Here is a 19,161-nt window from a genome sequence, read left to right on the forward strand (position 1 = left end):
CCCCATCATGGCCTTTAGTTAGCCTTGAAAAAAAGTATTGTTGATTAAATACCAAAGCATATAACCGCCATAGACCACCACCATTACCCAGCTAAGCAGTGTTATCGGCCTCAAGCCTTTTTTTTCAGGCGGTGTTTCGCCCCGCCACTGCATTTTTTTTAACCGCCATTGACGACGCAACATCCATAACAAAAAAATAATAACCGCAAACAGCGTTAAATACTTAAACATAATCAATCACACTGGCGCTAACAATTGACGCACTCGGTCTAATTGTTCTTGGGTATCGACACCGAGTCCTGCATCCATCAGAGCCTGCTCAACCAAAATACGCTCACCATGCCAAAGTACACGCAACTGTTCAAGTTTTTCGACCTTTTCCAACGCACACTCCGGCCAGTTGACATAGCGCTTAACAAACCCAGCACGATAAGCATACAAGCCAATATGACGTTGGTAAGGCCAATAGGCCGGCAGCGTTTTTTCTGGTCCAGCAAACTCGTCTCTTGCCCAAGGCAGTGGTGCACGACTAAAGTTGATCGCAAAATTTTCAACCGTGCGGCTCACTTTTACAATATTCGGATTAAACACCAACGAAACATTGTCTATAGGCTCACAAAGCGTAGCCATAAACACATCATGTCGGTGAAACAAAGCGGAGGCTAATTGCTTAATCAACTCAGGGGGCAACATGGGTTCATCCCCCTGAAGGTTCACCAAAATTTGATTATCTGCAATACGAAGCAAATCTACCACTTCAGCAATCCGCTCTGTTCCCGACTGATGATGGTTACCGGTTAAACAAACCTCCGCACCAAAAGCTTCACAAACCTGTTTGACCTCTTCGGATTCCGTCGCAATAACAATACGATCCGCACCTGACTTAACAGCCTGCTGCCAAGTCCAGTAGATCATCGGTTTACCGTGAATCGGCAACAGGGGTTTACCGTAAAGCCGAGTGGATGCGAGTCGTGCGGGAATAATGACGTTAAACGACATCATCGCCTTATGACTTCATTTTGCGATAATGCTCAGCCTCTTCAGGCGTGATTAAACGCGCCTCATCCTCAAGCATGACAGGAATACCCTCTCTGACCGGGTAGGCTAAATTGGCTGCGGTAGAGATCAACTCTTGCTTAGACTTATCATAAACCAATTTAGTTTTGCTGACAGGACACACCAGTATTTCAAGAAGATGGGGGTTTAAGCTCATGACACTACCTTTTTTAATTTAGCTCGTTATTGGGTTTTAGCCTGCAAACCTTGTTTAATTATTTCCATTAAGGCCTGCTCTAACGCCGGATCGCAAGTGGGCTCGACTTCAAGCACCCACCAGTTACCCTTCGCAAATGACTTGCATTTTACCGCATCTTTGCTGGTCATAAACAAGGGTTTTTCAGGATCTAGACCTGCAAAATCTGACTTTCTAAAAGCATGGTGATCTGGAAAGCTTAATTGCTCCGTCTCAATATTTAATGACATAAGACTTGCATAAAAACGTTCAGGGTGGCCGATACCTGCTACAGCATAGCCTTGTTGGCCCTTAAAAGCGCTAATCGATTGATGAATTTCTGCATTTAAGACGCTCACAAAACGAACAGGTTTAAGTTGCATGCTGCCTACAAAACGCGCTTTAAAGTTTAATTCGTCAGGACGCATTCCATTAAATACTACAAAATCAACCTTGGACAAACGAGAGATAGGTTCACGCAAAGGTCCGGCAGGCAAACAAAGTCCATTACCCAGTCCTTGATTGGGACGGCTTGCATCCAACATCACCAGCTCAATATCCCTTGCCAACTCATAATGCTGTAAGCCATCATCACTGATCACCATATCCACTTGAAAATCTTTCAACAACCTTTCCAAAGCTTGTGCTCGTTTAGGCGCCACCACCACCGGACAACCCAGTTTTTGTGCAAGTAATACTGGCTCATCCCCGACCTCATTCGCTTTAGAATCCTCGGTCACTATTTGCGGCCAGCTACTCGCCTTGCCTCCAACTCCCCTAGCAATCACCCCGACACGATAGCCCGCTAGGGTTAAGCGTTTTACCAACCAAATAATAAAAGGTGTTTTTCCGGTACCGCCAACAACAATATTACCCACCACTATCACCAGGCCTGGTGACTGGGGAGGATGCGTTTCAAACCCTTTTAATCTGGCTTTTGCAATACGACAGACCCACCAAGACAAAGGTTTAAGACACGTTGATCGCCAATCGGCTTGCAACCAAAAGCTCGGCCAACTCACTGGCTAGACTCCATTTAAACACCCCTCTTGTTGAAAATCCCATCACCGATTAAGATAACAGGATGAATTATTTAACCGATTCTAGCATAGCTAAGAGAGTTTTCTTTTGAAACTCATTAAATCCTAAGCATAACAAGGCCCCATATTTATGCGTCGCTACCCCGAACACCTGCCCTACTGGCTTGAAAACCAACGTCTTCCGGCTTTTCCGCCAACCCATTTTGCGTTGGATGAACCCAATGGCTTACTGGCGTTGGGCGGAGACGTCATAACCCCTGAGTGGATGCTGGAAGCCTATCGACAAGGTATATTCCCCTGGTCAGCCGATAACGAACAAATAAGCTGGTGGACGCCCAGCCCTAGAGCAGTTTTAATGACCGATCAGGTCAAATACAGAAAAAGCTTGAAAAAAACCTGGCGGAATAGCGACTTGACGATCAGTTTCGATCAGGCATTTATGCAGGTCGTCAATCAATGCGCAACCATTCAACGCCCTGGTCAACAAGGCACGTGGATTCGCCAAGACATGCAAACCAGCCTCATCCAACTTCATCAACAAGGCCATGCCCACTCGGTAGAGGTCTGGCTGCAAGATGAACTCATCGGAGGGCTCTATGGCTTAAGCCTAGGTAAAATGTTTTTTGGTGAATCCATGTTTGCTAAGGTTAGCAATGCCTCCAAACTGGCCCTGGTTGCACTTTGTCGGCATTTATCTGCTTGGGGGTGGCCGATGATTGATTGTCAGATGGAAACAGCCCATCTAAAAAGCATGGGAGCCACCTGCTTACCTCGTAGCGAATTCGAACAACGACTTCAACAACAAGTTCATACTGCCTGTAACCAGGCCTGGTTATTTAATCCAGCATTAATGAATGCCGATTAATATCCTATTACCTTTGCAATCACTGGCCTAATCAGCATAGAATAATGTTCAGTCTTCCAACTGATTGGAGTTAAGATTTATGATGCCACGCCAAGATTCACGACCTGTTAACCTTAGTCTATGGCATTTTCGTTTTCCGGCAAATGCCTTGTTATCCATCAGCCACCGCATCACTGGTGTACTGCTGGTGGCAAGCCTGATGCTGTGGCTCATAAGTTTGAATCTAATCCTTCTTCAACCCGAACAATTCTCAACCTACCAGGCCTGGTTAAACAACGCTTCAGGCAAGCTTTTTCTCTCTTTGTTTTGGCTTGCTTTAGCCTTTCATTGGCTGGCTGGGCTGCGCCATCTGCTTATTGAGTTTGCCATTAGCCTTAAATTAAAAACATGGCTACGCTCTGAACAAGCCGTTTGGTTTACACTGGGATTATGGATAGCCATCGGCGGTTTTAGCTTGATTAGGATCTGGTTATGAAACTAACAGGGAAACGTGCTTTTGTTTGGCAAAATATCAGTGCTATCTATCTGGCTACTTATACGCCTTATCTTGCTTGGCTTGCACTTACCCAGTCTATCCAAACTATCAACGACCTCTTCACGCCTTCGATTATGATTCCGTCAATTCTAGCCGTGGTGTTGGTTTTGATTCATACATGGGTAGGCCTTCGTGACGTAATGATCGACTATGCGCCAAGAGCTGCACTAAAATGGTTGTTACCAGGCCTGCTACTCCTTTTGTTAGCCCTTGGGCTTAATATTGTATGGCTGGCTTTTAAAGGATTAACCCTATGAAACAATCCCGATTTGACGTCGTGATCTTAGGTGCCGGCGGTGCTGGGCTACGCGCTGCATTACAACTAGCGCAATCCAATATCAAAGTAGCCGTTGTGTCAAAGGTCTTTCCTACTCGCTCTCATACCGTTGCTGCACAGGGTGGAATTAATGCCGCACTTGGCAACGTGACCCCTGATAACTGGCACTGGCATATGTTTGATACCATTAAAGGTAGTGATTATCTTGGGGATCAAGATGCGATCGAATTTATGTGCCGTGAAGCGGTTGAAATTGTTCGCGAACTTGAACACTATGGTGTGCCCTTTTCACGGCTTGATTCAGGAAAAATTTACCAACGCCCATTTGGTGGACAAAGCCAAAACTTTGGCGAACAACAAGCTACCCGCACCTGCGCCGCCGCCGACCGCACCGGCCATGCGATCCTACATAGCCTTTACCAACAAAATCTTCGAGCTGGAACACGCTTTTTCAACGAACAGTTAGCGCTTGATTTAGTCAAAGACCAGCAAGATCAAATTGGTGCCGTCATGGTGCTGGACATTGCATCAGGTGACTACCAGCTCATTCATGCAGATACCTTTTTAATCGCTACCGGTGGCGCAGGTCAACTATTTAGAACCAACACCAATGCAATGATAAATACAGGCGATGGGCTAGGCATGATACTCAGGGCCGGCCTACCCCTGATGGACATGGAGTTTTGGCAATTTCACCCTACCGGTGTTGCAGCCAAGGGAATGCTTATCTCTGAGGGCGCTCGTGGAGAAGGCGGCATTTTACTTAATCGCTTAGGGGAAGCCTTTATGCAGAAATATGCGCCTAAGGTAAAGGATCTTGCTTCCCGCGATGTGGTTTCTCGAGCGATTGCCATTGAAATTCGTGAAGGTCGAGGCTGCGGAGAACACAAGGATTATATTGAACTGGATTTGACCCACCTTGATCCGGAGGTGATCAAAACCCGCTTACCGGGTATTCGAGATATCTGTCTGACCTTTACTGGCAAAGACCCGGTTAACAGTCTTATTCCGATTCATCCAAGTTGCCATTACATGATGGGGGGCATTCCAACCAACCTTCATGGTCAGGTCATCACCAAACAAAACGACCAAATTCAAGCTCTGCCCAACCTCTACGCGATCGGTGAAGCCGCTTGTGTTTCCGTCCATGGTGCCAATCGACTCGGCGGTAACTCTCTGTTGGATATTGTGGTATTTGGTCGTGAGGCGGCTAGGCACATACACCAAAGCCTGATAGAAAAAAACAATCAAAAAAGTGAAACGCCTTTAAAACTGGAAGCGGTTCAAAAACGCATTGACCGCTGGCAGCAGGCCTTAAACTTCAATACGCCTAACGACTCTATTGACCTGATAAAACAAGATCTTCAGCGTACAATGGAACAACATTGCGGGGTTTTTCGTGATGAAGAAACCCTTAAAGCAGGCCTGCCTAAGTTGGACAGCTTGGTTGAACGCTTAAACCAAGTCGGTTTAAAAGATCCTTCAAATGTATTTAATCTTGAGCGGGTTCAAGCGTTTGAGCTTGAAAACCTAATACAACTGGGCTATGCCACCCTTCATAGCGCCCTAGCAAGACAAGAAAGTCGCGGTGCGCACAGTCGCATCGATTTCCCTGAAAGAGATGACCAGGCCTGGTTAAAACATAGCTTATATTTTTCGCACAACCATCAGATTGATAGCAAACCGGTCAATCTTCAACCCTTAACACTAGATGGTTTTATGCCTAAACCTCGCGTTTACTAGGATAGCCCAATGATTTTTACTCTATATCGTTTTAACCCCGAGACCGACAAAGCGCCCTATAATCAAGAATTAATTCTTGACGAAACACAGATAAAACCGGGAATGATGCTACTGGATGCATTAAAACGCCTAAAGCAACAAGACCCCAGTTTGACGTTTCGTAGCTCCTGCCAAGAAGGCGTGTGTGGTTCGGATGGAATGAACGTAAACGGCGAAAACAAACTGGCCTGCATTACGCCCTTAGCAGAGCTTGGTAAAAAAGTCATCTTACGCCCACTACCAGGCCTGCCTGTAATACGTGACCTGGTTGTCGATATGACACAGTTTTACCAACACTATGACCAGGTTGAACCCTACTTACAAACCAGCGAAATAGACTTAAACCAAGAACACCTTCAAACCCCGATGGAGCGAGCCAAGTTAGATGGGAACTACGAATGTATTCTTTGTGGCTGCTGTACCACCAGCTGCCCCTCTTTTTGGTGGAATCCAGATAAATTCGCAGGACCTGCGGCCTTGCTTGCGGCTCACCGATTTATAAGTGACAGCCGCGACATCCAAACGCGACAACGGCTTACACAGCTTGACGACCCCTACACTACCTTTCGCTGTCGCAATATCCAAAACTGTACTGCCAGTTGCCCTAAAGGTTTAGATCCAAGCCAAGCTATTTCTGAAATAAAGCAACAAATTTTAGAAAAAAGCTAAAATGGATGCCGATTATTGGGGAAACAAAGCTTGATAAACATAACCCTGACGAGGACTCGCCATCATATCGGCTACCACTTGACGCCACACTTGATAATGCGCGGTATCTTTATGTGCTTTGGCCTCGGCCTCACTTGAATAGGCTTCGTACAAACGAAACTGTGTCGGGTCATGGCTGTCTTGTAATACATCAAAACGGCGATTTCCCGGTTCTTTAATCGAAGCGCAATGATTGTCATAACAGGCGCTTACAAAAGCTTCGACACACTCTGGTTTAACCGATACCTCAACCCAGGTCACGTGCATATTCACTCCTATCCAAGTTATTGATTTAAAAACTGCGTGAAAACTTGATTCAACTTATCCATCTCCAAAGGTTTGGCTAAAACCTCATTCATGCTATGCGCTAGATAACGCTCTCGGTCTCCACGCAAAACATTGGCCGTCAACGCGATAATGGGGGTAGCCTCTAAACCTGCTTCTGACTCATACTGACGAATTTTCTGAGTCGCTTCTACCCCATCCATCACCGGCATATTAATATCCATCAGCACCAAATCATAAACCCCACTCGCGGCACAATACATATCAACAGCCTGCTGACCATCTTCAGCTAGATCGGGCTTTAATTGAACCTTGCTTAAAATAGCTTTCATAAGCATTTGATTTACTTTGTTATCTTCTACCAATAAAACACGCTTTTCTGGATAGGCTTGCCCAAGGTTTTGCTTTAAGGCGCGCGGTTCGTTAACAGCGGTCTTAGACTGACAAACCTCTGCCTGCCAACTAAAGTAAAAACAACTGCCTTGGCCTAAAACGCTTTCTATTTGAAGCTTGGAGCCCATTAAATCCAGCAATCCTTTGCAAATCGCCAACCCCAAGCCTGTACCGCCAAAATGATGTGTAGTCGTGCTTTCCGCCTGAACAAAAGGCTGCCCTAATAGAGCCAGCTTTTCAGGTGCGATGCCTATCCCTGTATCACGAACTTGTAAACTAAGCAAAACCCTGCCTAGCTGCTCACCGGGTTGGGCTTGTAAAATAACCGAAACCTGTTTATTTTCAGAAAACTTAACCGCATTACTAATTAAATTACTCAAAATTTGCTTTAGCCTGAGCGAATCACCTCTAATCACTTCAGGGATATTTCCCTGCTGAATAAATTCTAGAAAAGTATTCTGCTTGGCTGCCTTGGCTCGAAATAACTCAACAATCGGTGTTACCGCATCAATTAAATGAAAAGGTTTAACATCCAATGTCAGCTTGCCCGCATCCATTTTAGAAAAATCTAAAATATCATTAATGATAGCAACCAAGGTATCTGAACTATGTTTAATAATTGACAAGTAATGCTGTTGCTGAGAAGTTAAATCTGTATCTTCCAATTGATATAAAAACCCCAAAATCCCGTTAAGAGGAGTACGGATTTCATGACTCATGTTCGCTAAAAAACTATCGCGGGATTGCTGCGCCTTTTTTAAATTATAAAGCGCTGTCTGGAGCCTTTGCTCTTGCTCTATTAGCTGTTGATTACCACGACAAGATTGAATTGAGGTCGCCAGTTTATCGCAAACAGGACCTAGTGAACTCAAAGTTAATTCATCAATTGACTGGGCACTGACCAGGGTTAACCAACCTAGATGACTAATCTTAAACGCATATTGAATTAAGCCTGAGTCTAGCTGCCAAGACCTGACAAAACCAGATTCAGAATAACGCTGTTTCTCAGCCGCTAATAAAACCTCCAGCCGCTCAATATAGTCCTGTTTCATGCCTCGTCTTGGTAACGCAAGCATGACACAATCTTGACGGGTATCATAATATGAAATGGCAACACCATTCAGCTTGCGCAAAATCACCTTGAGGCAATCCTGTAACAACTGTTTTTCATCCAGTGTGTTACCGATGGCCATCGCAATTTCATAAAGAACCCTAACACGCGTTTCTACATTGGAGGGCATCATAATATAAGCCTTAAAAGCCCAAAATTCTATAGTACCGCAATGGCGGTTGTTTTGTTATAGAATTCAAGATACCCTTCGCCAGAATTAGCGATTTCCCCTAAAACTAAAGCACCCACTATCGGTAAATGCGGATCAGAATATTGCCTAATCGCATCCAATTCTTCCACAAACGCTTGCTTTAAAAACAAGCCACGTGAAATACAATCAATCGTTAAATGAATCACTGGCGTCTGTGTTGCTTCAGTCGCATAGGCCGCTCGGGTCGTTTGACCTGCAGACTCAACTAAGTCTTGTGCCTTAGCAGACAAAATATCAACAAAATCACCTTGCGACAACTCACCAACACAAACCAAGCCCCCTTCAGGGGTTACCGCAATAGGATCTCGTACCACCTTATCACCATTCAGTTTATTAATACCAAATGGAAAGGCTTGCGCTATACTGAAAAAATTGTCTCGAGTAATCGCCTCTATCGAATGTTGATTAACAACTTCACCATAGACTTCAAAAGCATTTCTGTTATCGATTTGATAAATAATATTTTTATCAACCTGCGTTACCTGATGATCTGGGTGAATCGTCTTCCAACCATGCCCCACCGCAAGTCGGCTCGGCTTATCAATCAATGCTATTAAGGCTGCATCCATCAGTAAGCCATGTTGAGATAGCAAACAAGGTTTTTGAATAAAACTTAAAGAACCCGCTCCGCCACCAATAAAATTAACTTCAGAACCAAAAACTTCGAATAAACCATCAACTAAACCAGAAATACGTTTCGATAACCCGTCAACAAAAACCAGCCCAGTTTGGGCATCCAATTGATCAGCAAACAAAGATTCAATCAGGTCGGCATAATTTAAAGCAGGATCACTTAACCCCTCAACAAGGCCGACCTCCATTTCATAGGGTAAGCCAACCATTAAAAAACCATGGCTATAACTTTTGGTCTGATAAACAATCTCAGGAAAAATGCCTCCCAAGATCGAAATCGTTTGCTGCTTTAGCAACTGATCCAACTCATTCTCATCAAAATTATTGTTATCTGCCGAAAAAATTAATACACTCTTAACTTGTGGATTATCTTTTATCGATGACAATCCATTTTTAAATTCGTTAAAACTTTGCTTTTCGCTAAAAACCAGTGTTGTCGAGGCTTGACTAAGCAACATAAAAACACCCCTTAAAATTAAACAAAATGACCAATAGTCATATAATAGTTATTAATGAGTGAAAATACAACAATAAAAACAAAGAACTAATAATCCATGTTGATCAATAAAGTCGTTTCAGTAAATCAACTCAAATACCAAGCTCGCCGCGGCAACCTTGAAACCGATCTATTGCTCCAAGCCTTTATAGAACATAAGCTATGCCATGAAACTGACTTAGCCACCTTAAGCGCGTTTGAGTCATTACTAAGCCTTGACGACCAAACTTTAATGACCTGCTTGCTACAACCTGCTCTAGCAAAAGCTAAGCATGCCAAAATAATTCAGTTAATCCGTAAAAATTATTTGAATTCAACAAACTAACCTGTGCTATAATCCGCAACAATTTTAATCAAGGATATTCCTCAGACAGGACTTATGGCAAAACAAGACGTTATAGAATTTGAAGGTACAGTTTTAGAAACCTTACCCAACACCATGTTTAAAGTAGAATTAGAAAACGGACATGAAATATTAGCGCACATTTCAGGGCGCATGCGTAAGAATTACATCCGAATCCTTGCTGGTGATAAGGTAAAAGTTGAGCTGACGCCTTACGACCTTACCAAAGGCCGCATTACTTATCGTGGCAAGTAACGCATTATAAGCTTTATAAAAAAACCGGTTTTAAAACCGGTTTTTTTTATTATCTTCTTTACACAATTAAAGCTTGAATGAGTCACCAGGCCTGGTGACTCATTGGTTACTAGCCGCCTTTAAGCGACTGCAACCCCTATTTCTGCAAGTTTAGCCGGTGATTTAATCTCGTAATCGGCCATTTCATCAAACTGTAAATAGCGATAGACATCATCCGCCATGGTATCCAGCATACCGACTTGCGCCATATACTCCTCAACGGTGGGCAATTTACCCATCGCTGCAATCACCGCGGCCAATTCAGCTGAACCCAAATAAACATTAGCCCCATTGCCTAGACGGTTAGGAAAGTTTCGAGTTGAAGTTGAAAACACCGTGGCGCCATCAGCAACTCGCGCTTGGTTACCCATGCATAACGAACACCCTGGCATTTCAGTGCGAGCGCCTGTACGCCCAAATGTGCTGTAATAACCTTCTTCAATCAATTGACGCTCGTCCATTTTGGTAGGCGGTGCAATCCAAAGTTTAGTCGGAACCGAGCCCTTAACCGTTTCTAGCACTTTACCGGCGGCGCGATAGTGACCAATATTGGTCATACACGAACCAATAAACACCTCATCAATTTTCTCACCGGCAACCTCAGACAAGAGTTTTACGTCGTCAGGATCATTAGGGCAAGCCACAATCGGTTCTTTGATTTGATTCAAGTCAATTTCAATAATTTCGGCATACTGGGCATCAGCATCCGCTTCAAGCAATACCGGATTATCAATCCACTTCTGCATCTCATCACGACGACGTAACAAGGTGCGTGCATCTTTATAACCGTTTTCAACCATCCATTCAATCAAGCGAATATTCGATTTTAAAAACTCAATAATCGGTGCTTCACCCAGTTTGACCACACAGCCGTTCGCCGACCGTTCCGCCGAAGCATCCGATAACTCAAACGCCTGCTCCACTTTTAAATCCGGCAAGCCTTCGATTTCCAGTACGCGACCATTAAACACGTTTTTCTTGCCTTTTTTCTCAACCGTGAGCAAACCTTGCTGAATCGCTTGATACGGAATCGCGTTCACCAAGTCACGCAGCGTAATCCCTGGCTGCATCTTGCCTTTAAAACGCACTAATACCGATTCCGGCATATTTAACGGCATCACACCTAAGGTCGCACCAAACGCCACCAAGCCAGACCCCGCTGGGAATGAAATCCCTATCGGGAAACGGGTATGTGAATCGCCACCTGTTCCCACAGCATCCGGCAACAGCATCCTGTTCAACCAAGAATGAATTACACCGTCACCTGGGCGCAAGGAAACACCGCCACGACTGGTAATAAAATCCGGTAGGCTGTGCTGTAATTTAATATCAACCGGCTTGGGATAGGCCGCAGTATGACAGAAGGATTGCAGCACAAAGTCGGCACTAAAGCCTAAACACGCCAACTCTTTCATTTCATCACGGGTCATTGCACCGGTGGTATCTTGCGAACCAACGGTGGACATATGCGGTTCACAGTACATACCAGGACGCACACCGGCGACGCCACAGGCCTGACCAACCATTTTTTGCGCAAGCGTGTAACCATGGGTGGCGGTATCACCATCGGTGGGGCGAATAAACAAATCACTCGGCGCAAGTTCTAATGCACGACGCGTTTTATCGGTTAAATCACGCCCGATAATTAACGGCACACGCCCCCCAGCACGTACTTCATCCGGCATGGTAATCGGGTCAAGCTTAAAGGTCGAAATCACTTCACCCTTATCATTGGTGATCTTGCCTTCAAACGGATAGATATGGATGACGTCGCCCATATTCATTTGCGCCACATCACACTCAATCGGCAAGGAACCCGAGTCTTCAGCGGTATTAAAGAAAATCGGAGCGATTTTTCCACCTAAAACCACGCCACCTTGACGCTTGTTCGGCACATACGGAATATCGTCACCGAACCACCACATAACGGAGTTCATCGCGGATTTACGAGAAGAGCCGGTACCGACCACATCGCCAACATAGGCTACCGGGTGGCCTTTGGCTTTTAGCTCTTCAATAATTTGCGGTACGTTTTCCATTTTTGACGCCAGCATCTCTTTAGCATGTAAAGGAATGTCCGGGCGCGACCAAGCCGCCGTTGCCGGTGATAAGTCATCGGTATTGGTTTCGCCATCGACTTTAAACACCGTCACAGTGATTTTTTCCGCTAAGGGTTTACGATTGGTGAACCACTCAGCATTCGCCCAAGAGTCAATCACTTGTTTTGCATAGGCATTGCTATCGGCTTTTTCTAAAACATCATGATAGGCATCATAAACCAGTAGTGTTTTCGACAGAGCGGCCACCGCGGTTTCAGCCACTGCAGTATTTGAACTGTCCAATAAATCGATTAAAGGCTGAACATTGTAGCCCCCCATCATGGTACCTAGTAAAAACGCAGCTTTTTCCGGGGAAATCGCGTCCACTTTTAATGTTTCTTTTGCCACATCCGCAAGAAAACTGGCTTTAACGTAAGCAGCCTCGTCAACCCCAGGTGGAACACGATGCGTTAACAACTCAACTAACACCTCAACCTCAGCAGGATTAGGTTGTTTTAGTAATTCAATAAGCTCGGCGGTTTGTTGTGCATCCAACGGTAAGGCTGGAACTCCCTGCTGTTCACGTTCAGCAACCAGTTGACGATAAGCTTCTAACATAAATTATGCTCCATTATTATTTCGACTCCAAGAGAGTCCTTAGCTAGTCCTTAATTGCGATATAATATCACGATTTAACATCGTTTATTAACAAGGAAGCCCTATGTCTGACGCTCTTTTTCTTTCAGAACTCACTGCCATTTCTCCGGTTGACGGTCGTTACGGGAGCCGCTTAACCGATTTAAAATCGATTTTCAGCGAGTATGGGCTAATTAAAAACCGAGTGCGTGTTGAAGTGTCCTGGTTGAATATGTTAGCCAACCACCCCGGCATTCCAGAAGTACCGGCTTTTAGTCCTGAAGCGAAAGCCCACTTACAAATCCTTGTTGATAACTTCACCCTTGAGATGGCACAACGGGTAAAAGAAATAGAACGCACCACCAACCATGATGTCAAGGCGGTTGAATACCTCATTAAAGAACACATGGCACCGATAGATGAGTTGAATAAAATCAATGAATTTGTTCACTTTGCCTGCACCTCAGAAGACATCAATAACCTAGCCTACGCGCTGATGCTGAAAGAAGCGCGTGAACAGGTCTTGGTACCGCAAATGCAAAAACTGGTGGATGAAATTGCGCGCCAAGCGATTGAGATGGCCGCGATTCCGATGCTTTCACGTACCCACGGCCAACCGGCTTCGCCGACGACAGTTGGAAAAGAATTTGCCAATGTCGCTTATCGCCTACAGCGCCAGATTAAACAACTGATGCAAGTTCAAGTGATGGGTAAAATCAATGGCGCCACTGGCAACTACAATGCTCACTTATCGGCCTACCCCAGCATTAACTGGTACGAACTGTCTGAACAGTTTGTTCAATCGCTTGGCTTGGCATGGAACCCTTACACCATTCAAATTGAGCCCCATGACTATATTGCTGAGTATTTCCATGCGATTTCACGCTTTAATACCGTGTTAATTGACTTTGACCGCGATGTTTGGGGCTATATTGCGCTCGGCTTCTTCAAACAGAAAACCGTGGCTGGCGAAATCGGTTCTTCGACCATGCCTCACAAGGTCAACCCGATTGATTTTGAAAACTCAGAAGGCAACTTGGGGATGGCTAACGCAATTTTTGAACATCTGGCGCAAAAACTACCGATTTCTCGCTGGCAGCGTGATTTGACCGACTCCACGGTATTGCGCAACCTGGGTGTTGGTGTGGCGCATACCCAAATCGCGCTACAAGCCAGCATGAAAGGCCTAGGTAAGCTTGAAGTTAACGAAGCCAAACTTGCGCAAGACCTTGATGACAACTGGGAAGTATTAGCCGAAGCGATTCAAACCGTTATGCGTCGTTATGGGATTGAAAAACCCTATGAAAAACTCAAGGACTTAACCCGTGGTCGTCGTGTCAACTCACAAATCATGCAAGAGTTTGTTGATCAGTTAGAATTACCGGCTGAGGCCAAGCAGAGCCTAAAAGACATGACTCCAGGCAGCTATATAGGTAACGCCCAACGTCAGGCCGAAACCATCGAATTGGCACTGACTATTTTAAAAGGCCGCTAAACACCCATTTGATTTAACACGCTATTTAACGCTATACGGGTTCCAGCTTATAAGTTAGGAACCCAATTAAACCTGAATAACGCCCTCCTCCTTTTAGGACTCTCCTTATGATTACGTTCAACCAAATTGATAGCCAAACTTTTTTAAAAGACTATTGGCAGAAAAAACCGCTACTGATTAAACAAGCCCTACCCAACTTTATCAGCCCCATTACACCGGAAGAATTGGCCGGGCTCTCGCTTGAGGATGAAGTGGAAAGCAGAATGGTGCTGCAACATGGGACGCAGGATTACGAGCTTCGCACCGGACCTTTTAGCGAACAAGACTATGCAAGCTTGCCGGAAAAAAACTGGACTCTGCTAGTTCAAGGTATGGACCGCTTGATTCCAGAGGTACAACAATTACTCAATCAGTTCGACTTTATCCCACGCTGGCGCATAGACGATATTATGATTAGCTATGCCACAGAGGGCGGCAATGTCGGCCCACACTTTGATCATTATGATGTTTTTTTATTGCAAGCCGCAGGACAGCGTAAATGGATGCTAACCGCGCATAATTGTGAACTCGATAACTACCTTGAAAACACGCCACTGCGCTTAATGCGTGAATTTAACATTGAAGAGGAATATGTCCTGGAAGCCGGTGACATTCTTTATCTCCCACCGAAATGGGGACATCATGGTGTCGCGCTGGATGATGACTGTATGACCTACTCGATTGGCTACCGCAGCTACAAAGGTCAGGAACTTTGGGACAGCTTTGGTGACTATCTATCTGAATCTAGCTTATTCCAAACGATGTACCTAGATCCTAACTGGCAAAATACCCAACCGGGTGAAATTAATAACCAGGCCTGGTTAAACGCTAAACAGTTATTACAAGCGGCATTAAACGATGAACAATCGCTGCAACGCTGGTTTGGACGCTTTGCTACGCAACTGGATCAACAGGCCCACAATGCTCTGCCTGAACCCCTAACCGATGAAGAAGCCGGAGATCTAGAGGCATTTATTGAAGCGATAAAACAAGCCGACTATCTTGAACGCGACCCGATTTGTCGTTTTGCATTCCAACGGATCTGTGAGGAACTGGTGTTAACGATCAATGGTTTTGAATGGCCGACAGAGGGCATTGCTGACGGCGTTATTATGCAGATAGCGAACCATGACCGCATCGACGCCAATACATTACAGCGCTGGAGCAAGCAACGCCCGGTAACTGAATGGCTTTACCAGCTTTGGATCAGACAGTTCCTACAGTTTCCAGACACCACGGAACAAGCAGAGTGCTTTGAAGGCGAAGCCTAAAAACTAAACCCAACAAAAGCCAATCTCACTTACAACTGTAAAACAGTGTCGTGGGTTTGGTGCGCTATCGCCTTGCTTAAAAACAAAAAAGCCCCAAGCTCATATGAACTTGGGGCTTTTAAATGTTGGCGGAGCGGACGGGGCTCGAACCCGCGACCCCCGGCGTGACAGGCCGGTATTCTAACCAACTGAACTACCGCTCCAAATTTTGGTGGGTGCTGAGGGGTTCGAACCCCCGACCCTCGCCTTGTAAGGGCGATGCTCTCCCAGCTGAGCTAAGCACCCGTTGAAACGTTTTAACACTCGCGTGTTTTGCAACTTGTCATTGTCGCAATAAAAAAGCTAGCTATGCTAGCCTTTTAAAATTGGCGGAGCGGACGGGGCTCGAACCCGCGACCCCCGGCGTGACAGGCCGGTATTCTAACCAACTGAACTACCGCTCCAATTTTGGTGGGTGCTGAGGGGTTCGAACCCCCGACCCTCGCCTTGTAAGGGCGATGCTCTCCCAGCTGAGCTAAGCACCCAATTATTCCACTCAATCAAACCTCACAGGCTTGATTGCGAGCGCTTTGTCTTACAACCACTGCGCTTAATTGATGCGCGTATTATAAAGGGATGGGCAGCATTGTCAACAAAATTTAATACTAATTTAAAACATTTTTTCTAAATTAGTTAACCGCATCCTTAAGAGCCTTACCAGCAGCAAATTTCGGTACTTTGGCCGCTGGAATCTGCATTTCAGCGCCAGTTTGTGGATTGCGTCCTGTACGTGCAGCGCGTTCACCAACTTTAAAGGTACCGAAACCGATGATCGCAACCTGGTCACCCTTAGCTAAAGCAGCTGTAACACTTGCAACCGTCGCATCTAACGCACTAGCAGCTTGTACTTTTGTTAAGCCAGCTTTTTCTGCAATCGCGCTTACTAATTCAGATTTATTCATGTTTTTTACTCCGTTGAAAAAAATTTATTGCCATTAGAATGGACTAAGGCATTTATAGCAACCCAGCCCCAACAATGTCAAGAGAAATAGTTTAATTACAGCTATTAATGAGCTTTTTGTTCATCGATAACAACGTTTGTTAACTTCCTGACCCCCAAAGCACTTACCAGGCCATCTTCATAATCTAAGGCTTCAGGCTGCGAAACCAATGCCTCTTTGAGTACCTCATCAAACCAACGAACTGGCTTTATATCAAGCTGATCGGTTATTTCAGTCGAAATATCGGATAAATCTCTAATATTATCATGAGGTATCAAGACCACCTTAATTCCACCGCGCAATGCCGCCAATAACTTCTCTTTAAGCCCACCAATCGGTAAAACCTCACCTCTTAGTGTGATTTCTCCTGTCATGGCAACATCTGCCCTGACAGGAATCTTGGTTAATACCGAGGTGATTGCAGTACACACGGCAATTCCTGCGCTGGGACCATCTTTTTTGGTTGCCCCATCCGGAAAATGAAGATGTAGATCAATTTTTTCATAAAAATCAGCAGGCAAGCCTAAACTGGCCGAACGACTTCTAATCACACTCATCGCGGCCTGAACTGACTCAGACATGACACTGCCTAATTGCCCAGTGCTTTCAAGTTTACCTTTGCCAGGCATTGCGGTCGCTTCAATTTTCAACAAATCCCCACCCACTCTTGTCCATGCAAGACCAGTGACTTGTCCAATTTGATTTTCGAGACTCGCCAATCCAAAACGATATTTAGCAACCCCAAGATAATCCTCTAAATCCTTAGCATCTACCGTGATCGGCACCGCCTTAGACCTGTCCAGTATTTGCTTAACCGCTTTACGGCAAATTTTAGCAATATTTCGGTCAAGATCACGCACCCCGGCTTCACGGGTATAAACTTGAATAATCCTCTTAACAGCTGCTTCTGTTATGGTTAGTTCTTGTAACTTGAGCCCATGATCCTGAAGATTTTTTTCGATTAAATAGCGTAGCGCAATATTTATTTTTTCGGGCTCTGTGTAACCTGAGAGATTAATCACCTCCATTCGATCAAGCAAAGCTTCAGGAATATCCATTGAATTAGAGGTTGCAATAAACATCACATCGGACAAATCATAATCGACTTCCAAGTAGTGATCATTAAACGTTGCGTTTTGTTCAGGATCAAGCACTTCTAACAGCGCACTAGCCGGATCCCCTCGTGAATCAGAGGCCATCTTGTCCACTTCATCAAGAAGAAACAAAGGATTAACCGTACCGGCCTTCGCCATTTTTTGAATGATTTTACCCGGCAACGCACCAATATAGGTTTTTCTGTGTCCACGAATTTCAGCTTCATCACGCACGCCACCTAGGGCCATTCTGACATACTCACGGTTAGTAGCCTCAGCTATAGAACGTGCAAGGGTTGTTTTACCAACGCCTGGAGGACCAACCAAACATAGAATAGATCCCTTGATCTTTTTAACTCTTTGTTGAACGGCCAAATACTCTACTATACGCTCTTTAACCTTTTCCAAACCATAATGTTGTTGATCTAAGACATTCTGAGCCTTGTTAAGATCCTTAGAAACCCGAGACCTTTTCTTCCAAGGCAATTGTAGCAACCAGTCTAAATAATTTCTAATCACATTGGCTTCAGCTGACTGAGCTTGCATTTGCTTTAGTTTCTTGAATTCCACCAGAGCTTTAGATTCAACATCGGCAGGCATTTGGGCTTGCTTGATCTTTTGCTCCAACTGCTCAAACTCATCAACACCATCAGCATCAGTGCGCAGTTCCTTGTGAATAGCTTTGATCTTTTCATTGAGATAAAACTCTCTCTGGGTTCGATCCATCTGGCTTTTAACCCTCATGGTGATCCGTTTCTCGGACTCAATCAGATCAATATCTTCTTCAATGTAGGCAAGTAATTGTTCGAGACGTGCATTAACCGACAACAAGGACAAGAGCGCTTGCTTACGATCCATGGTAAGCGCCATATTGGCACCAATTAAATCTACTAAACGATTAGGCTCTTCCGAACGCTCAATCGACTCTTTAACCTCTGATGGCAATTTCTTGCGCAAATCAGCCAGATAAAGAAACCTATCCCGTAAAAGATTGGACAAGGCACGTGTATCACTATCAGGCCCCAAGTCTTGCTCTAAAGCAGCTATATCTGCCGCTAAAAAACCATCACGGCTATGCAGGTTGACTAGTTCAAAACGCTGCACGCCTTCAACCAGAACTTTAACGGTTCCATCTGGAAGCTTGAGTGTTTGCAAAATATTGGCAAGCGTACCAACGCTATATAAATCGGAGATATCAGGATCATCTTGATCAGCACTTTTTTGTGCAATTAAAAAAAGTTGTCTATCGCGTCTTTGTGCCTCAAACACAGCACTGATTGACTTTGCACGTCCAACAAACAAAGGCATGACAGAGCCAGGAAACACAACCACATCTCGCAGAGGCATGACTAACACATTCATTTTCATCGCGATTTGATTAATATCCATAAACACTCTTCTTT

19 protein-coding genes and 4 tRNA genes are annotated in these 19,161 nt (G+C 44.9%); 9 read left to right on the forward strand and 14 right to left on the reverse strand.

What is annotated here, in order from left to right; genetic code table 11:
* Window positions 1-18: 18 nt before the first annotated feature.
* From JX580_RS06815 to lpxK, 4 genes are read right to left on the reverse strand one after another with little or no spacing between them, the layout of a single operon-like run.
* Window positions 19-231: a hypothetical protein gene (locus JX580_RS06815; RefSeq protein ID WP_248849802.1), complete on the reverse strand. Its 213-nt coding sequence runs from the start codon at window positions 229-231 to the stop codon at window positions 19-21.
* Between the two features lie 6 nt (window positions 232-237).
* Window positions 238-999, reverse strand: a complete 762-nt coding sequence (gene kdsB / locus JX580_RS06820) for a 3-deoxy-manno-octulosonate cytidylyltransferase (protein WP_248851897.1) — start codon at window positions 997-999, stop codon at window positions 238-240.
* A gap of 7 nt (window positions 1,000-1,006) precedes the next feature.
* Window positions 1,007-1,213, reverse strand: coding sequence for a Trm112 family protein (locus tag JX580_RS06825; protein WP_248849803.1), 207 nt, complete (start codon window positions 1,211-1,213; stop codon window positions 1,007-1,009).
* A 26-nt stretch (window positions 1,214-1,239) separates the two neighbouring features.
* On the reverse strand, window positions 1,240-2,253 hold the full coding sequence (gene lpxK, locus JX580_RS06830; protein WP_248849804.1) for a tetraacyldisaccharide 4'-kinase: 1,014 nt from the start codon (window positions 2,251-2,253) through the stop codon (window positions 1,240-1,242).
* A gap of 148 nt (window positions 2,254-2,401) precedes the next feature.
* Between lpxK and aat the strand changes: the two genes are divergently transcribed.
* The 5 genes from aat (at window position 2,402) to JX580_RS06855 (ending at window position 6,399) form a co-directional block, all read left to right on the forward strand.
* Window positions 2,402-3,136, forward strand: a complete 735-nt coding sequence (aat, locus tag JX580_RS06835; protein WP_248849805.1) for a leucyl/phenylalanyl-tRNA--protein transferase — start codon at window positions 2,402-2,404, stop codon at window positions 3,134-3,136.
* A gap of 79 nt (window positions 3,137-3,215) precedes the next feature.
* Entirely contained in the window at window positions 3,216-3,611 is a 396-nt protein-coding gene (sdhC, locus tag JX580_RS06840; RefSeq protein WP_248849806.1) for a succinate dehydrogenase, cytochrome b556 subunit, read from the forward strand.
* Window positions 3,608-3,928 carry a succinate dehydrogenase, hydrophobic membrane anchor protein gene (gene sdhD / locus JX580_RS06845; protein ID WP_248849807.1) on the forward strand — a complete coding sequence of 107 codons (321 nt, stop codon included), beginning with the start codon at window positions 3,608-3,610 and terminating at the stop codon, window positions 3,926-3,928. Before sdhC ends, sdhD begins: the two co-directional genes overlap by 4 nt.
* Entirely contained in the window at window positions 3,925-5,691 is a 1,767-nt protein-coding gene (gene sdhA, locus JX580_RS06850; RefSeq protein ID WP_248849808.1) for a succinate dehydrogenase flavoprotein subunit, read from the forward strand. Before sdhD ends, sdhA begins: the two co-directional genes overlap by 4 nt.
* A 9-nt stretch (window positions 5,692-5,700) precedes the next feature.
* Window positions 5,701-6,399, forward strand: a complete 699-nt coding sequence (locus JX580_RS06855) for a succinate dehydrogenase iron-sulfur subunit (RefSeq protein ID WP_248849809.1) — start codon at window positions 5,701-5,703, stop codon at window positions 6,397-6,399.
* A 12-nt stretch (window positions 6,400-6,411) separates the two neighbouring features.
* Here JX580_RS06855 and JX580_RS06860 read toward each other — a convergent pair whose 3' ends face one another.
* The 3 genes from JX580_RS06860 to JX580_RS06870 are packed head-to-tail and all read right to left on the reverse strand — an operon-like array spanning window position 6,412 to window position 9,529.
* Complete coding sequence (locus JX580_RS06860) at window positions 6,412-6,705, reverse strand: antibiotic biosynthesis monooxygenase (RefSeq protein ID WP_248849810.1); 294 nt, start codon at window positions 6,703-6,705, stop codon at window positions 6,412-6,414.
* A 17-nt stretch (window positions 6,706-6,722) separates the two neighbouring features.
* Window positions 6,723-8,360 carry an ATP-binding protein gene (locus JX580_RS06865; protein ID WP_248849811.1) on the reverse strand — a complete coding sequence of 546 codons (1,638 nt, stop codon included), beginning with the start codon at window positions 8,358-8,360 and terminating at the stop codon, window positions 6,723-6,725.
* Between the two features lie 26 nt (window positions 8,361-8,386).
* Window positions 8,387-9,529, reverse strand: a complete 1,143-nt coding sequence (locus tag JX580_RS06870; RefSeq protein WP_248849812.1) for an FIST signal transduction protein — start codon at window positions 9,527-9,529, stop codon at window positions 8,387-8,389.
* Window positions 9,530-9,625: 96 nt separating this feature from the next.
* On the opposite strand from JX580_RS06870, the gene JX580_RS06875 reads away from it, so the two are divergent.
* Window positions 9,626-9,892 (forward strand): succinate dehydrogenase assembly factor 2, encoded by a 267-nt coding sequence (locus JX580_RS06875; RefSeq protein ID WP_248849813.1) that lies wholly within the window; start codon window positions 9,626-9,628, stop codon window positions 9,890-9,892.
* 54 nt (window positions 9,893-9,946) lie between these two features.
* A complete protein-coding gene (gene infA / locus JX580_RS06880) occupies window positions 9,947-10,165 on the forward strand; it encodes a translation initiation factor IF-1 (protein WP_248849814.1) in 219 nt (72 codons plus the stop codon).
* Between the two features lie 119 nt (window positions 10,166-10,284).
* Here infA and acnB read toward each other — a convergent pair whose 3' ends face one another.
* Window positions 10,285-12,861, reverse strand: a complete 2,577-nt coding sequence (gene acnB, locus JX580_RS06885; RefSeq protein ID WP_248849815.1) for a bifunctional aconitate hydratase 2/2-methylisocitrate dehydratase — start codon at window positions 12,859-12,861, stop codon at window positions 10,285-10,287.
* A 103-nt stretch (window positions 12,862-12,964) separates the two neighbouring features.
* Here acnB and purB point away from each other — a divergent pair, with 103 nt between their 5' ends.
* On the forward strand, window positions 12,965-14,374 hold the full coding sequence (purB, locus tag JX580_RS06890; RefSeq protein WP_248849816.1) for an adenylosuccinate lyase: 1,410 nt from the start codon (window positions 12,965-12,967) through the stop codon (window positions 14,372-14,374).
* A 107-nt stretch (window positions 14,375-14,481) separates the two neighbouring features.
* Entirely contained in the window at window positions 14,482-15,684 is a 1,203-nt protein-coding gene (locus JX580_RS06895) for a cupin domain-containing protein (protein WP_248849817.1), read from the forward strand.
* Window positions 15,685-15,810: 126 nt separating this feature from the next.
* Here the strand turns inward: JX580_RS06895 and JX580_RS06900 are convergent.
* From JX580_RS06900 to lon, 6 genes are all read right to left on the reverse strand, one after another.
* A tRNA-Asp gene (locus JX580_RS06900) sits at window positions 15,811-15,887 on the reverse strand.
* Window positions 15,888-15,893: 6 nt separating this feature from the next.
* Window positions 15,894-15,969 (reverse strand) — tRNA-Val (locus tag JX580_RS06905).
* Window positions 15,970-16,050: 81 nt separating this feature from the next.
* Window positions 16,051-16,127: transfer RNA gene (locus JX580_RS06910), tRNA-Asp, on the reverse strand.
* 5 nt (window positions 16,128-16,132) lie between these two features.
* A tRNA-Val gene (locus JX580_RS06915) sits at window positions 16,133-16,208 on the reverse strand.
* Between the two features lie 144 nt (window positions 16,209-16,352).
* A complete protein-coding gene (locus JX580_RS06920) occupies window positions 16,353-16,625 on the reverse strand; it encodes an HU family DNA-binding protein (protein WP_248849818.1) in 273 nt (90 codons plus the stop codon).
* 104 nt (window positions 16,626-16,729) lie between these two features.
* Entirely contained in the window at window positions 16,730-19,147 is a 2,418-nt protein-coding gene (gene lon / locus JX580_RS06925) for an endopeptidase La (RefSeq protein ID WP_248849819.1), read from the reverse strand.
* Window positions 19,148-19,161: the final 14 nt, after the last annotated feature.

Origin of the sequence: Thiomicrospira microaerophila, from assembly GCF_023278225.1 — a bacterium.
GTDB lineage: Bacteria > Pseudomonadota > Gammaproteobacteria > Thiomicrospirales > Thiomicrospiraceae > Thiomicrospira > Thiomicrospira microaerophila_A.

What these genes read in the sequence shown, in the direction of transcription:
- JX580_RS06815 (WP_248849802.1), bottom strand. Translation starts at nt 231, where the DNA reads ATGTTTAAGTATTTAACGCTGTTTGCGGTTATTATTTTTTTGTTATGG.
- kdsB (WP_248851897.1), bottom strand. Translation starts at nt 999, where the DNA reads ATGTCGTTTAACGTCATTATTCCCGCACGACTCGCATCCACTCGGCTT.
- JX580_RS06825 (WP_248849803.1), bottom strand. Translation starts at nt 1,213, where the DNA reads ATGAGCTTAAACCCCCATCTTCTTGAAATACTGGTGTGTCCTGTCAGC.
- aat (WP_248849805.1), top strand. Translation starts at nt 2,402, where the DNA reads ATGCGTCGCTACCCCGAACACCTGCCCTACTGGCTTGAAAACCAACGT.
- sdhC (WP_248849806.1), top strand. Translation starts at nt 3,216, where the DNA reads ATGATGCCACGCCAAGATTCACGACCTGTTAACCTTAGTCTATGGCAT.
- sdhD (WP_248849807.1), top strand. Translation starts at nt 3,608, where the DNA reads ATGAAACTAACAGGGAAACGTGCTTTTGTTTGGCAAAATATCAGTGCT.
- sdhA (WP_248849808.1), top strand. Translation starts at nt 3,925, where the DNA reads ATGAAACAATCCCGATTTGACGTCGTGATCTTAGGTGCCGGCGGTGCT.
- JX580_RS06855 (WP_248849809.1), top strand. Translation starts at nt 5,701, where the DNA reads ATGATTTTTACTCTATATCGTTTTAACCCCGAGACCGACAAAGCGCCC.
- JX580_RS06860 (WP_248849810.1), bottom strand. Translation starts at nt 6,705, where the DNA reads ATGCACGTGACCTGGGTTGAGGTATCGGTTAAACCAGAGTGTGTCGAA.
- JX580_RS06865 (WP_248849811.1), bottom strand. Translation starts at nt 8,360, where the DNA reads ATGATGCCCTCCAATGTAGAAACGCGTGTTAGGGTTCTTTATGAAATT.
- JX580_RS06870 (WP_248849812.1), bottom strand. Translation starts at nt 9,529, where the DNA reads ATGTTGCTTAGTCAAGCCTCGACAACACTGGTTTTTAGCGAAAAGCAA.
- JX580_RS06875 (WP_248849813.1), top strand. Translation starts at nt 9,626, where the DNA reads ATGTTGATCAATAAAGTCGTTTCAGTAAATCAACTCAAATACCAAGCT.
- infA (WP_248849814.1), top strand. Translation starts at nt 9,947, where the DNA reads ATGGCAAAACAAGACGTTATAGAATTTGAAGGTACAGTTTTAGAAACC.
- acnB (WP_248849815.1), bottom strand. Translation starts at nt 12,861, where the DNA reads ATGTTAGAAGCTTATCGTCAACTGGTTGCTGAACGTGAACAGCAGGGA.
- purB (WP_248849816.1), top strand. Translation starts at nt 12,965, where the DNA reads ATGTCTGACGCTCTTTTTCTTTCAGAACTCACTGCCATTTCTCCGGTT.
- JX580_RS06895 (WP_248849817.1), top strand. Translation starts at nt 14,482, where the DNA reads ATGATTACGTTCAACCAAATTGATAGCCAAACTTTTTTAAAAGACTAT.
- JX580_RS06920 (WP_248849818.1), bottom strand. Translation starts at nt 16,625, where the DNA reads ATGAATAAATCTGAATTAGTAAGCGCGATTGCAGAAAAAGCTGGCTTA.
- lon (WP_248849819.1), bottom strand. Translation starts at nt 19,147, where the DNA reads ATGGATATTAATCAAATCGCGATGAAAATGAATGTGTTAGTCATGCCT.